Annotated in this window: 16 protein-coding genes and 1 other annotated feature; of the genes, 15 read left to right on the plus strand and 1 reads right to left on the minus strand. The window is 42.8% G+C overall.

Annotated elements, in window-relative coordinates; genetic code table 11:
* Positions 1–7 precede the first annotated feature (7 nt).
* From tmk to ACORHV_RS03480, 11 genes are all read left to right on the plus strand, one after another.
* Entirely contained in the window at positions 8–646 is a 639-nt protein-coding gene (gene tmk, locus ACORHV_RS03430) for a dTMP kinase (protein ID WP_000033380.1), read from the plus strand.
* Entirely contained in the window at positions 643–1,533 is an 891-nt protein-coding gene (locus tag ACORHV_RS03435; protein ID WP_000808202.1) for a DNA polymerase III subunit delta', read from the plus strand. The genes tmk and ACORHV_RS03435 overlap by 4 nt, the downstream gene beginning before the upstream one ends.
* Before the next feature lie 145 nt (positions 1,534–1,678).
* Positions 1,679–1,996: a DNA replication initiation control protein YabA gene (gene yabA / locus ACORHV_RS03440; protein ID WP_000358229.1), complete on the plus strand. Its 318-nt coding sequence runs from the start codon at positions 1,679–1,681 to the stop codon at positions 1,994–1,996.
* Positions 1,997–1,998: 2 nt separating this feature from the next.
* Positions 1,999–2,877, plus strand: a complete 879-nt coding sequence (gene rsmI / locus ACORHV_RS03445) for a 16S rRNA (cytidine(1402)-2'-O)-methyltransferase (protein ID WP_339293626.1) — start codon at positions 1,999–2,001, stop codon at positions 2,875–2,877.
* Positions 2,878–3,010: 133 nt separating this feature from the next.
* On the plus strand, positions 3,011–4,345 hold the full coding sequence (gene trmFO, locus ACORHV_RS03450) for a methylenetetrahydrofolate--tRNA-(uracil(54)-C(5))-methyltransferase (FADH(2)-oxidizing) TrmFO (RefSeq protein ID WP_007518882.1): 1,335 nt from the start codon (positions 3,011–3,013) through the stop codon (positions 4,343–4,345).
* 83 nt (positions 4,346–4,428) lie between these two features.
* Complete coding sequence (gene pyrH / locus ACORHV_RS03455) at positions 4,429–5,166, plus strand: UMP kinase (protein WP_000002996.1); 738 nt, start codon at positions 4,429–4,431, stop codon at positions 5,164–5,166.
* Between the two features lie 7 nt (positions 5,167–5,173).
* Positions 5,174–5,731 (plus strand): ribosome recycling factor, encoded by a 558-nt coding sequence (gene frr, locus ACORHV_RS03460; protein ID WP_001262234.1) that lies wholly within the window; start codon positions 5,174–5,176, stop codon positions 5,729–5,731.
* Between the two features lie 59 nt (positions 5,732–5,790).
* The gene (gene cvfB / locus ACORHV_RS03465; protein WP_049520775.1) at positions 5,791–6,645 is read left to right on the plus strand and encodes an RNA-binding virulence regulatory protein CvfB; all 855 of its coding nucleotides are present in this window, start codon (positions 5,791–5,793) and stop codon (positions 6,643–6,645) included.
* Positions 6,646–6,656: 11 nt separating this feature from the next.
* The gene (locus ACORHV_RS03470) at positions 6,657–7,235 is read left to right on the plus strand and encodes a GrpB family protein (RefSeq protein ID WP_065371720.1); all 579 of its coding nucleotides are present in this window, start codon (positions 6,657–6,659) and stop codon (positions 7,233–7,235) included.
* 23 nt (positions 7,236–7,258) lie between these two features.
* Entirely contained in the window at positions 7,259–7,474 is a 216-nt protein-coding gene (locus ACORHV_RS03475) for a YozE family protein (RefSeq protein WP_001232084.1), read from the plus strand.
* A gap of 80 nt (positions 7,475–7,554) precedes the next feature.
* Positions 7,555–8,541 (plus strand): PhoH family protein, encoded by a 987-nt coding sequence (locus ACORHV_RS03480; protein ID WP_049550008.1) that lies wholly within the window; start codon positions 7,555–7,557, stop codon positions 8,539–8,541.
* A gap of 51 nt (positions 8,542–8,592) precedes the next feature.
* Here the strand turns inward: ACORHV_RS03480 and ald are convergent, their stop codons facing one another.
* On the minus strand, positions 8,593–9,705 hold the full coding sequence (ald, locus tag ACORHV_RS03485) for an alanine dehydrogenase (RefSeq protein ID WP_000904702.1): 1,113 nt from the start codon (positions 9,703–9,705) through the stop codon (positions 8,593–8,595).
* Positions 9,706–9,881: 176 nt separating this feature from the next.
* Between ald and ACORHV_RS03490 the strand changes: the two genes are divergently transcribed.
* From ACORHV_RS03490 to infC, 4 genes are all read left to right on the plus strand, one after another.
* A complete protein-coding gene (locus tag ACORHV_RS03490; protein WP_434398821.1) occupies positions 9,882–10,451 on the plus strand; it encodes a GNAT family N-acetyltransferase in 570 nt (189 codons plus the stop codon).
* 66 nt (positions 10,452–10,517) lie between these two features.
* Entirely contained in the window at positions 10,518–11,168 is a 651-nt protein-coding gene (locus ACORHV_RS03495) for a helix-hairpin-helix domain-containing protein (protein WP_434398823.1), read from the plus strand.
* Entirely contained in the window at positions 11,152–13,392 is a 2,241-nt protein-coding gene (locus tag ACORHV_RS03500) for a DNA internalization-related competence protein ComEC/Rec2 (RefSeq protein WP_000942377.1), read from the plus strand. The genes ACORHV_RS03495 and ACORHV_RS03500 overlap by 17 nt, the downstream gene beginning before the upstream one ends.
* A gap of 73 nt (positions 13,393–13,465) precedes the next feature.
* Positions 13,466–13,597, plus strand: a sequence feature (ribosomal protein L20 leader region).
* A gap of 15 nt (positions 13,598–13,612) precedes the next feature.
* A complete protein-coding gene (gene infC, locus ACORHV_RS03505) occupies positions 13,613–14,143 on the plus strand; it encodes a translation initiation factor IF-3 (RefSeq protein WP_000848184.1) in 531 nt (176 codons plus the stop codon).
* Positions 14,144–14,167 lie beyond the last annotated feature (24 nt).

Below are 14,167 nucleotides of genomic sequence, written 5' to 3' on the forward strand. Positions count from 1 at the left end.
GTTAGACATGTCAAAAGGATTTTTAGTCTCTCTTGAGGGACCGGAGGGAGCAGGAAAGACCAGCGTTTTAGAGGCTCTACTCCCAATTTTAGAGGAAAAAGGAGTAGAGGTGCTGACGACCCGTGAACCAGGTGGAGTCTTGATTGGGGAGAAGATTCGTCAAGTGATTTTGGACCCAAGTCATACTCAGATGGATCCTAAAACAGAACTCCTTCTCTATATTGCCAGTCGTAGACAGCACTTGGTGGAAAAAGTTCTTCCAGCACTTGAAGCTGGCAAGTTGGTCATTATGGACCGCTTCATCGATAGTTCTGTTGCTTATCAGGGATTTGGCCGTGGTTTGGATATTGATGCCATTGATTGGCTCAATCACTTTGCGACAGATGGCCTTAAACCCGATTTGACCCTCTATTTTGACATTGAGGTGGAAGAAGGACTGGCTCGCATTGCTGCTAATAGTGACCGCGAGGTCAATCGTTTGGACATGGAAGGTTTAGACTTGCACAAGAAAGTTCGTCAAGGTTACCTTTCTCTTCTGGACAAAGAAGGAAATCGCATTGTTAAGATTGATGCGAGTCTTCCTTTGGAGCAAGTTGTGGAAACGACCAAGGCTGTCTTGTTTGACAGAATGGGCTTGGCTAAATGAAACAAGAACAACTAAAAGCTTGGCAGCCAGACCAGTTTGACCGCTTTGTCCGTATCCTAGAACAAGATCAGCTCAATCACGCCTATCTCTTTTCAGGTTTCTTTGGAAGCTTGGAAATGGCGCAGTTTTTGGCTAAGAGCCTCTTTTGTACGGATAAAGTAGGCGTTCTACCATGTGAGAAATGCCGAAACTGCAAGCTGATTGAACAGGAAGAATTCCCCGATGTTACCTTGATTAAGCCAGTCAATCAGGTCATCAAGACAGAACGCATTCGGGAATTGGTGGGTCAGTTTTCTCAAGCAGGGATTGAAAGTCAGCAGCAGGTTTTTATTATCGAGCAGGCGGAGAAAATGCATCCCAACGCTGCTAACTCTCTGCTCAAGGTCATCGAAGAACCCCAGAGTGAGGTTTATATTTTCTTCTTGACCAGCGATGAGGAAAAGATGTTGCCAACAATCCGTAGTCGGACCCAGATTTTCCATTTTAAAAAGCAAGAAGAAAAGCTCATCCATCAATTAGAACAAGCAGGTCTGGTCAAGAAAAAAGCAACTCTCTTAGCCCAGTTTTGTCAATCACGTGCTGAAGCTGAAAAGTTGGTCAATCAGGCTAGTTTTTGGACCTTGGTGGATGAGAGCGAACGCCTGCTGACCTGGTTATTAGCTAAGAAAAAAGAGAGTTATTTGCAAGTTGCGAAATTAGCCAGCTTGGTAGATGACAAGGAAAAACAAGATCAGGTCTTGCGAATCCTCGAAGTCCTCTGTGGGCAGGATCTCTTGCAAGCAAGGATTCGACAGATTCTACAAGATTTACTAGAAGCTAGAAAAATGTGGCAGGCTAATGTCAGCTTTCAAAATGCTATGGAATACCTGGTCTTGAAAGAAATATAAACTCATACTCTTCGAAAATCAAATTCAAACCACGTCAACGTCGCCTTGCCGTACTCAAGTACAGCCTGCGGCTAGTTTCCTAGTTTGCTCTTTGATTTTCATTGAGTATTAAAAATGAACGATATAGAAAGGAAAGGGCTGGTTTATGGACAAAAAAGAATTATTTGACGCGCTGGATGATTTTTCCCAACAATTACTGGTGACCTTGGCCGATGTGGAAGCCATCAAGAAAAATCTCAAGAGCCTGGTAGAGGAAAATACAGCTCTTCGATTGGAAAATAGTAAGTTGCGCGAACGCTTGGGCGAGGTGGAAGCAGATACTCCCGTCAAGGCTAAGCATGTTCGTGAAAGCGTCCGTCGGATCTATAAAGACGGTTTTCACGTATGTAATGATTTTTATGGACAACGCCGGGAGCAGGACGAGGAGTGTATGTTCTGTGACGAGTTGTTATACAGGGAGTAGGCATGCAGATTCAAAAAAGTTTTAAGGGACAATCTCCCTATGGCAAGCTTTACCTAGTAGCAACGCCGATTGGCAATCTAGATGACATGACCTTTCGTGCCATTCAGACCTTGAAAGAAGTGGACTGGATTGCGGCTGAGGACACCCGTAACACGGGCCTTTTACTCAAGCATTTTGACATTTCCACCAAGCAGATCAGTTTTCACGAGCACAATGCCAAGGAAAAAATTCCTGATTTGATTGGTTTCTTGAAAGCGGGACAAAGTATCGCTCAGGTATCCGATGCGGGTCTGCCTAGTATCTCGGACCCTGGTCATGATTTGGTCAAGGCAGCTATTGAGGAAGAAATCGCAGTTGTTACCGTTCCAGGTGCTTCTGCAGGGATTTCTGCCTTGATTGCCAGCGGTTTAGCACCACAGCCACATATCTTTTACGGTTTCTTACCGAGAAAATCAGGCCAGCAAAAGCAATTTTTTCAAGCCAAAAAAGCCTATCCAGAAACTCAGATTTTCTATGAATCACCCCACCGTGTAGCGGATACGTTAGAAAATATGCTAGTAGTTTACGGTGACCGCTCGGTAGTCTTGGTCAGGGAATTGACCAAAATCTATGAAGAATACCAACGAGGAAAGATTTCAGAGCTACTAGAAAGTATTGCTGAAACGCCACTCAAGGGTGAATGCCTTCTCATCGTTGAAGGTGCCAGTCAGGATGTGGAGGAAAAGGACGAGGAGGACTTGTTTTCAGATATCCAAGCACGCATCCAACAAGGCATGAAGAAAAATCAAGCCATTAAGGAAGTTGCGAAACTCTACCAGTGGAATAAAAGCCAACTCTACGCTGCCTATCACGAATGGGAAGAAAATCAAGAAAATGACTAAACAGGGAAGTTTGCCTTCTTCCCTTTTTTTGTTATACTAGTAGAAGAAAAAATAGAAAGATTTGTGGGTATCAAATAGTCTAGTAGCTTGTTTTTATTTGGACTTAGTTTCTACCCAAAGAGGTATTAGTGTCGTGTCTCAATCTTATATCAATGTTATCGGTGCTGGTTTGGCAGGTTCTGAAGCAGCTTACCAAATCGCAGAACGTGGTATTCCAGTTAAACTATATGAAATGCGTGGTGTCAAGTCAACACCCCAACACAAAACAGACAATTTTGCTGAGTTAGTTTGTTCAAATTCCTTACGTGGGGATGCTTTGACCAATGCAGTTGGGCTTCTCAAGGAAGAAATGCGTCGCTTGGGTTCTGTTATCTTGGAATCTGCTGAAGCTACACGTGTTCCTGCGGGCGGTGCCCTTGCGGTGGACCGTGACGGTTTCTCCCAAATGGTGACCGAAAAAGTAGCCAACCACCCCTTGATTGAGGTGGTTCGTGATGAAATTACAGAATTGCCGACTGATGTAATCACAGTTGTCGCTACTGGTCCTTTGACCAGCGATGCTCTAGCTGAAAAGATTCATGCCCTTAATGATGGGGATGGTTTCTATTTCTACGACGCGGCGGCGCCTATTATCGATGTCAATACCATTGATATGAGTAAGGTCTATCTCAAGTCTCGTTATGACAAGGGAGAAGCAGCCTACCTCAACGCTCCAATGACCAAACAAGAATTTATGGATTTCCATGAAGCCTTGGTCAATGCGGAAGAAGCACCGCTCAATTCGTTTGAAAAAGAAAAGTACTTTGAAGGTTGTATGCCTATCGAAGTCATGGCTAAGCGTGGCATTAAAACCATGCTTTATGGTCCGATGAAACCAGTTGGTCTGGAGTATCCAGACGATTATACAGGCCCTCGAGATGGAGAATTTAAAACCCCTTATGCGGTTGTCCAACTTCGTCAGGACAATGCGGCTGGTAGTCTCTACAATATCGTCGGTTTCCAAACCCACCTCAAATGGGGAGAACAAAAGCGTGTCTTCCAAATGATTCCTGGTCTTGAAAATGCTGAGTTTGTCCGTTATGGGGTTATGCACCGCAATTCTTACATGGATTCGCCAAATCTTCTTGAGCAGACCTATCGTTCTAAGAAACAGCCAAACCTTTTCTTTGCTGGTCAAATGACGGGTGTAGAAGGCTATGTTGAGTCAGCAGCTTCAGGGTTGGTTGCAGGTATTAACGCAGCTCGTCTCTTTAAGGGTGAAAGTGAAGCTATCTTCCCAGAGACCACAGCGATTGGAAGTCTGGCTCATTACATCACTCACGCTGATAGCAAACATTTCCAACCCATGAATGTCAATTTTGGGATTATCAAGGAATTGGATGGCGAGCGTATCCGTGATAAGAAGGCTCGTTATGAAAAAATTGCAGAGCGTGCTCTTACCGACTTAGAGGAATTTTTAACGGTCTAATTTTTTTCAAAGAATTGCTCATGATACTATAAAAATCTTAGAAATTGTGATAAAATAGGTAGGATAAAAAAAGGAGAGTAAAAATGGCGAATCCCAAGTATAAACGTATTTTAATCAAGTTATCAGGTGAAGCCCTTGCCGGTGAACGTGGCGTAGGGATTGATATCCAGACAGTTCAAACAATCGCAAAAGAGATTCAAGAAGTTCATAGCTTAGGTATCGAAATTGCCCTTGTTATTGGTGGAGGAAATCTCTGGCGTGGGGAACCTGCTGCAGAAGCAGGAATGGACCGTGTTCAGGCAGATTACACTGGAATGCTTGGGACTGTGATGAATGCTCTTGTGATGGCAGATTCATTGCAACAAGTTGGTGTCGATACGCGTGTGCAAACAGCCATTGCCATGCAACAAGTGGCAGAACCTTATGTACGTGGACGTGCCCTTCGCCACCTTGAAAAGGGTCGTATCGTTATCTTTGGTGCTGGGATTGGTTCACCTTACTTCTCAACAGATACAACAGCAGCCCTTCGTGCAGCTGAAATTGAAGCAGATGCCATCCTTATGGCTAAAAATGGCGTAGACGGTGTTTACAATGCCGATCCTAAGAAAGACAAGACAGCTGTTAAGTTTGAAGAATTGACCCACCGTGATGTTATCAATAAAGGTCTTCGTATCATGGACTCAACAGCTTCGACCCTCTCTATGGACAACGACATTGACTTGGTTGTCTTTAACATGAACCAACCAGGCAACATCAAACGTGTCGTATTTGGTGAAAATATCGGAACAACAGTTTCAAACAATATCGAAGAAAAGGAATAAGAAAATTATGGCTAATGCAATTGTAGAAAAAGCTAAAGAAAGAATGACCCAGTCTCACCAATCACTTGCTCGTGAATTTGGTGGTATCCGTGCCGGTCGTGCCAACGCAAGCTTGCTAGACCGTATCCATGTAGAATACTATGGAGTCGAAACTCCTCTTAACCAAATCGCTTCAATTACTATTCCAGAAGCGCGTGTTTTGTTGGTAACACCATTTGACAAGTCTTCATTGAAAGACATCGAACGTGCCTTGAACGCTTCTGATCTTGGTATTACACCAGCTAATGACGGTTCTGTGATCCGCTTGGTTATTCCAGCTCTTACAGAAGAAACTCGTCGTGACCTTGCTAAAGAAGTGAAGAAGGTCGGTGAAAATGCTAAAGTGGCTATTCGTAACATCCGTCGTGATGCTATGGACGAAGCTAAGAAACAAGAAAAAGCAAAAGAAATCACTGAAGACGAATTGAAAACTCTTGAAAAAGATATTCAAAAAGTAACAGACGATGCTGTTAAACACATCGACGACATGACTGCCAATAAAGAAAAGGAACTTTTGGAAGTCTAAAAATAAACAGAAAAACTCAGTTGGCATTGCTGGCTGAGTTTTATTCGAAAGAAGGAACTATGAATACAAATCTTGCAAGTTTTATCGTTGGACTTATCATCGATGAAAATGACCGTTTTTACTTTGTGCAAAAGGATGGTCAAACCTATGCACTTGCCAAGGAAGAAGGTCATCATACAGTAGGGGATACGGTCAAAGGTTTTGCCTACACGGATATGAAGCAAAAACTCCGCCTGACAACCATAGAAGTGACTGCAACTCAGGACCAATTTGGTTGGGGAACGGTAACAGAAGTTCGTAAGGACTTGGGTGTTTTTGTTGATACCGGTCTACCTGATAAAGAAATCGTTGTGTCACTCGATATCCTCCCTGAGCTCAAGGAACTCTGGCCTAAGAAAGGTGATAAACTTTACATCCGTCTTGAAGTGGACAAGAAAGACCGAATCTGGGGACTTTTGGCGTATCAGGAAGACTTCCAACGTCTGGCTCGTCCTGCCTACAACAACATGCAAAACCAAAACTGGCCAGCCATTGTTTACCGCCTCAAGCTGTCAGGGACCTTTGTCTATCTGCCAGAGAATAACATGCTTGGTTTCATTCACCCAAGTGAGCGCTACGCAGAGCCACGTTTGGGGCAAGTGTTAGATGCGCGTGTCATTGGTTTCCGTGAAGTGGATCGTACCTTGAACCTATCCCTGAAACCACGTTCTTTTGAGATGTTGGAAAATGATGCTCAGATGATTTTGACCTACTTGGAAAGCAATGGCGGTTTCATGACCTTGAATGATAAGTCGTCTCCTGAGGATATCAAGGCAACCTTTGGTATCTCTAAAGGTCAGTTCAAGAAAGCACTCGGTGGCTTGATGAAGGCTGGCAAAATCAAGCAAGATCAGTTTGGGACAGAGTTGATTTAGGCCTTATAGACATGATAAAGAAACTTGAAGAAATGAGTTTAGAGGAACTCTGGCAACTTTTTCCGATTTTTTTAGTAGAGCACAAGCCAGAGTGGAAAGACTGGTATGAATCGGAAAAAGCAAGCCTGAAAAAAATATTGGGTGCAAATGTTATTAAAAGAATAGAACATATCGGTAGCACTGCTATCCCTAATATTTGGGCCAAAAATATCGTTGATATTCTGTTAGAAGTAGGTAAAATAGAGGATTTAGCAAGAGTTAGGGATTTATTGGTGAAGAATGGGTGGCTAGTGATGTCGGAGAGTCCTAACAGGATTTCGCTAAATAAAGGATATACAGAGCAGGGATTTGCTGAGAAAGTTTTTCATTTACATTTGCGAATGACGGGAGATCATGACGAGATTTATTTTAGAGATTATCTCTGCCAGCATCCAGATATTGCCCAAGCGTATCAGGAATTAAAACTAAGTTTGTGGAAAAAATTTGAACACAATCGAGACGCCTATACAGATGCTAAAACAGATTTTATAAACCACTACGTTTCAGAGGCTAAGTCCAGTAATTTTCAAGAATCAGAAAAGTGTCATTAAAAAACTCTTGATAGGAGAAAGAATTGAGAAAATCATTTTACACTTGGCTCATGACCGAGCGCAATCCTAAAAGTAATAGCCCTAAAGCCATCTTGGCAGACCTCGCTTTTGAAGAGTCAGCTTTTCCAAAACATACAGATGATTTTGATGAGGTGAGTCGCTTTCTGGAGGAGCATGCCAGTTTCTCTTTTAACCTAGGTGACTTTGACGCTATCTGGCAAGAATACTTAGAACACTAGAGACAATGAGATGAGGCTAGTATTTTATTGTTCTCTTTGCTATAATATAAAGAAATAAACGGATTAGAGAGGTTCTTTATTTGAAGGAACATTCAATAGACATTCAACTAAGTCACCCAGATGACTTGTTCCATCTTTTTGGTTCCAATGAGCGCCATCTTCGTTTGATGGAAGAAGAGCTCGATGTGGTGATTCATGCCCGTACGGAGATTGTGCAGGTTTTGGGAGAAGAAGCTGCCTGTGAGGAAGCCCGTCAGGTTATTCAGGCTTTGATGGTCTTGGTAAATCGTGGAATGACCGTTGGCACGCCAGATGTGGTGACTGCGATTAGCATGGTCAAAAACGATGAAATTGACAAGTTTGTCGCCCTTTACGAAGAAGAAATTATCAAGGATAATACTGGGAAGCCTATCCGTGTCAAAACCTTGGGTCAAAAGCTTTATGTGGACAGTGTCAAACAGCATGATGTGACCTTTGGAATCGGACCTGCAGGGACAGGGAAGACCTTTCTTGCAGTGACTTTGGCAGTAACTGCCCTTAAACGTGGGCAAGTCAAGCGGATTATCCTTACTCGTCCGGCAGTGGAAGCAGGCGAGAGTCTAGGATTTCTTCCGGGTGATCTTAAGGAGAAGGTCGATCCTTATCTTCGACCAGTTTATGATGCCTTGTATCAGATTCTCGGGAAAGACCAAACGACCCGTCTCATGGAGCGTGAAATTATCGAAATCGCGCCCCTCGCCTACATGCGTGGACGGACCTTGGATGATGCCTTTGTCATTCTCGATGAGGCGCAAAATACGACTATCATGCAGATGAAGATGTTCTTGACTCGTTTAGGCTTTAATTCGAAGATGATTGTCAATGGGGATATCAGTCAGATTGACCTGCCACGTAATGTTAAGTCCGGTTTGATTGATGCTCAAGAAAAGCTCAAGAACATTCACCAAATCGACTTTGTTCATTTTTCAGCTAAGGATGTGGTTCGCCATCCAGTTGTCGCTCAGATTATCCGAGCTTATGAACCAGCTCCAGTTAAGGTTGAAGAAAAGAACCAAGAAACAGAATAGCAAAAAAGCAGTTCAGACGTGAACTGCTTTTTTTTTAATGAGTGTCTAGCTTTAAACAAGTTCGTCGATAGACGTGTGCTCTTTATCGAGCCCTTGAGCAACTGGGAGGCTAGTTAAGTAACCTTTATAAGTGGTCACACCTTGACGTAAGCCTTCATCTTCAGAGATTGCTTGTGCGAATCCTTTGCCGGCCAAAGCTTCGATATAAGGAAGAGTGACATTGGTTAGGGCGATGGTTGAAGTACGGGCAACCGCGCCAGGGATATTGGCAACGGCATAGTGGAGAACACCGTATTTTTCATAGACAGGTTCATCGTGTGTTGTCACACGGTCAGCTGTCTCGATAACGCCACCTTGGTCAACAGCAACGTCAACAATGACAGAGCCTGGACGCATTTGTTTGACCATCTCATCTGTCACCAATTTTGGTGCTTTGGCACCAGGGATGAGAACCGCACCAATCACCACATCAGCATCTCTCACACTTGCTTCGATGTTGAATGAATTAGACATAAGAGTTTGAATTTGATTTCCAAAGACTTCTTCTAGAGCTGAGAGACGCTTAGCGCTGATATCTAAAATAGTCACTTGAGCACCAAGACCAAGGGCGATGCGGGCAGCATGTGTACCGACGACACCACCACCGATGATGGTTACTTTTCCTTTTGGAACACCTGGTACACCACCTAGTAGGACACCAGAACCACCAGCTTGCTTAGTAAGGAAGTGAGCTCCGATTTGAACAGCCATACGACCTGCAACCTCACTCATAGGAACGAGGAGCGGTAGTTGTCCTTGATTGTCACGAACAGTTTCATAGGCAATTCCTGTTGTTTTGGCTGCTAACATAGCACCTGCTAATTCTGGTGCAGCGGCCATGTGCAAGTAGGTGAAGAGAAGAAGATCGTTGCGCAAATAACCATATTCAGAAGCTAGTGGTTCTTTTACTTTCACGACCAACTCGGCAGCCCAGGCTTCAGCAGCAGTTGCGACAATCTCAGCTCCTTGCTTTTGATAGTCTGCATCAGTAAATCCTGAACCGAGACCAGCATTTGTTTCGATGAGAACACGATGTCCACGACTGACTAAACTGTGGACGCCAGCAGGAGTGAGGGCAACACGGTTTTCATTATTTTTAATTTCTTTTGGGATTCCGATTAACATAGAGATAACCTACCTTTCAATTGACGGTCTTGTTTTGGTTGTCACATTCCAGTTCATAAATCAAAAATGTGATGGTTTTATTGTATATGAAACCGCTTCAAAAATCAAGAAAAACTTGTCATTCAAATTTCTTTATGCTAGACTAGTGAGAATCAAGCTCTAATGGAGGGAAAAGTATGGAATCAATATTTGTTAAATTTTCCAAGTATCCAACTATAGAAACGGAGCGTTTATTGCTCCGACCTGTAACCTTGGACGATGCAGAAGCTATGTTTGAGTATGCCTCAGACAGAGAAAATACACGCTACACTTTTCCAACAAATCAAAGCATAGAAGAAACCAAGAACAACATCGCTCAGTTTTACTTGGCTAATCCCTTGGGACGGTGGGGAATCGAACTAAAAAGTAATGGTCAGTTTATTGGAACCATTGATTTGCACAAGATCGATCCTGTTCTTAAGAAGGCAGCCATTGGCTACATTATCAATAAAAAGTATTGGAATCAAGGATTGACGACAGAAGCCAATCGCGCCGTGATTGAGCTGGCTTTTGAGCAGATTGGAATGAACAAGTTGACCGCTCTTCACGATAAAGACAATCCCGCATCAGGAAAGGTCATGGAGAAATCAGGCATGCGCTTTTCCCATGCAGAACCATATGCTTGTATGGATCAACATGAAAAAGGTAGAATCGTCACAAGAGTTCATTATGTCTTGACTAAGGAAGACTATTTTGCAAATAAATAAGCAGGTGAAAAGATTTTTCAGCTGTTTTTTTCTTTCTCTTGCGAATAACTTAAGAGAGGAGAAAATATGGAAGTAATTATCGAGAAAATCAAAGAGTATAAAATCATTGTCATCTGTGCTGTTTTAGGCTTGGTCTTGGGCGCATTTTTCCTACTAAAGCCAAGTTCACAAACATCTGTGAAAGAAACAAATTTGCAGACTGAAGTCTCGGCCGTTTCAAAGGATTCATCGTCTGAAAAAGAAGTGAAGAAGGAGGAAAAAGAAGAGCCTCTGGAACAAGACCTGATTACAGTGGATGTCAAAGGTGCTGTCAAATCACCAGGGATTTATGATTTGCCAGTCGGTAGTCGGGTCCATGATGCTGTTCAGAAAGCAGGTGGCTTGACAGAGCAAGCAGATAGCAAGTCGCTCAATTTAGCCCAGAAAGTCAGCGACGAGGCTCTGGTCTACGTTCCGAGTAAGGGGGAAGAAGCAGCTGGTCAGCAGACTGTCTCTGGAACGCCTTCTTCGACAAGCAAGGATAAGAAAGTCAACCTCAACAAAGCCAGTCTGGAAGAACTCAAACAGGTTAAAGGCTTGGGAGGAAAAAGAGCTCAGGACATTATCGATCATCGTGAGACAAATGGCAAATTCAAGTCGGTAGATGAATTAAAGAAAGTTTCTGGTATTGGCGCTAAGACCATAGAAAAGCTAAAAGACTATGTTACAGTGGATTAAGAATTTCCCTATCCCCCTAATCTATCTGAGTTTCCTGTTGCTCTGGCTTTACTATGCCATTTTTGGAGTGTCCTATCTCGCACTGCTAGGTTTTGTTTTTTTGCTTGTCTGTCTCTTTTTCCAATTTCCTTGGAAATCGGCCGGTAAAGTTCTAGCGTTTTGTGGAGTTTTTGGTTTTTGGTTTTTGTTTCAAACTTGGCAACAGACACAAGCTAATCAAAACCTAGTGGATTCTGTTGAAAGGGTACGGATTTTACCAGATACCATCAAAGTCAATGGAGACAGTCTGTCCTTTCGGGGCAAGGCTGAGGGTCGCACCTTCCAAGTTTACTATAAACTCCAGTCTGAGGAGGAGAAAGAGCTCTTTCAGGCCTTAACAGACCTTCACGAGATAGAGATAGAAGGAAAACTTTCAGAGCCTGAAGGTCAGAGGAATTTTGGTGGCTTTGACTACCAAGCCTATCTGAAAACTCAGGGGATTTACCAAACTTTGACTATCAAGAGTATCCAGTCAATGAGAAAGATTAGCAGTTGGGATATAGGAGAAAATCTGTCCAGTTTACGTCGAAAGGCTGTAGTTTGGATCAAGATGCACTTTCCAGATCCTATGCGCAATTATATGACAGGTCTTCTTTTAGGACATTTGGACACGGACTTTGAGGAGATGAATGAGCTCTATTCCAGTCTTGGAATTATCCATCTCTTTGCCTTGTCGGGTATGCAGGTAGGCTTTTTCATGGATGCCTTTAAGAAACTCCTCTTGCGATTGGGCTTAACTCAAGAAAAGTTGAAGTGGCTAACTTATCCCTTTTCTCTTATCTATGCAGGTCTGACAGGATTTTCAGCATCTGTTATTCGCAGTCTCTTGCAAAAGTTACTAGCACAACATGGTATTAAGGGCTTGGATAATTTTGCCTTGACGGTCCTTGTCCTTTTTATCATTATGCCAAACTTTTTCCTAACTGCAGGAGGAGTCTTGTCCTGCGCTTATGCTTTTATCTTGACCATGACCAGCAAAGAAGGCGATGGGATCAAGGCTGTTGCCAGAGAAAGTTTGGTCATTTCTTTGGGAATATTGCCCATTCTATCCTTTTATTTTGCAGAATTTCAGCCTTGGTCTATCCTTTTGACCTTTGTCTTTTCCTTTCTGTTTGATGTGGTCTTCTTGCCGCTTTTGTCCATCTTATTCATTCTGTCCTTCGTTTACCCAGTCACTCAGTTTAACTTTGTCTTTGAGTGGTTGGAGGGCGTCATTCGCTTGCTATCGCAGCTGGCAAGTAGGCCCCTGGTCTTTGGTCAACCCAACGCATGGCTGTTGATTCTACTGTTAGTTTCATTAGCCTTGGTCTATGACATGAGGAAAAACATCAAAAGACTAGCAGGAGTCAGTCTTTTTATTGTGGGGCTCTTTTTCTTGACCAAGCATCCACTTGAAAATGAAATTACCATGCTAGATGTTGGGCAAGGGGAGAGTATTTTCCTACGGGATGTAACTGGTAAAACCATTCTCATAGATGTAGGTGGTAAGGCAGAATCTGATAAGAAAATCGAGGCTTGGCAAGAAAAGGCGACGACCAGCAATGCCCAGAGAACCTTGATTCCTTATCTTAAAAGTCGAGGAGTAGATAAGATTGACCAGCTGATTTTGACCAATACAGACAAGGAACATGTTGGTGATTTACTGGAGGTGACCAAGGCTTTCCATGTTGGAGAGATTTTAGTATCAAAAGGAAGTCTGACACAGAAGGAATTTGTAGCGGAACTAGAAGCAAGTCAAACTAAGGTGCGCAGTGTGACAGCAGGGGAGAATTTACCGATTTTTGGCAGTTACTTAGAAGTCCTATCTCCAAGGAAGATTGGAGATGGGGATCGTGATGATTCTCTGGTTCTTTATGGAAAACTTTTGGATAAGCACTTTCTCTTTACTGGAAACTTGAAGGAGAAGGGAGAGAAGGAACTTTTAAAGCAATACCCTACCTTAGAGTTGGATATCTTGAAGGCAGGTCAACATGGTTCAAAGACTTCATCTAGCCCAGCTTTTTTAGAGAAGCTCAAACCAGAGCTTACTCTCATTTCAGTGGGCAAGAACAATCGTGCCAAACTCCCCCATCAGGAAACCTTGACACGAATTGAAAATATCAATAGCAAAGTTTACCGAACTGACCAGCAAGGAGCCATTCGCTTTAAAGGATGGAATAGTTGGCGAATGGAAACGGTGAGATAAAATAGATAAACTTTTTTGAAAAAATAACTTTTTATCTTGACAAGGAATAGAAAACTTGGTATCATATAAAAGTTGAGAAAAGCAGAAGTGAGAGCTTCTCGCCTTGTGACATCAAGTTGCCTGGCCCTACGGATGAAAAGTTTCTAAGAAACGCTATCATAACGTGCGGGCTTGTATCATTACGAGTCCGCTATTGTTTTTCTCTAATAATAAAAAAGAGGTGAAAACCATAGCAAAGCAAGACTTATTCATCAATGATGAAATTCGTGTACGTGAAGTTCGCTTGATCGGTCTTGAGGGAGAACAGCTAGGCATCAAGCCACTCAGCGAAGCGCAAGCATTGGCTGATAGTGCAAATGTTGACTTAGTATTGATTCAACCCCAAGCAAAACCACCTGTTGCTAAAATTATGGACTACGGTAAGTTCAAATTTGAGTACCAGAAAAAGCAAAAAGAACAACGTAAAAAACAAAGTGTTGTTACTGTGAAAGAAGTTCGTCTGAGTCCAACTATTGACAAGGGTGACTTTGACACAAAACTTCGCAATGCACGCAAGTTCCTTGAAAAAGGAAATAAAGTTAAGGTATCCATTCGCTTTAAAGGGCGTATGATCACCCATAAAGAGATTGGTGCAAAAGTTTTAGCCGAGTTTGCTGAAGCAACACAAGATATTGCGATCATCGAACAACGAGCTAAGATGGATGGACGCCAAATGTTCATGCAGTTGGCGCCAGCAACTGACAAAAAATAATTGTCAGAAAGTTAAATAAAGGAG

The organism is Streptococcus sp. KHUD_016 (assembly GCF_051106465.1).
In the GTDB taxonomy this organism is placed as follows: Bacteria; Bacillota; Bacilli; order Lactobacillales; family Streptococcaceae; genus Streptococcus.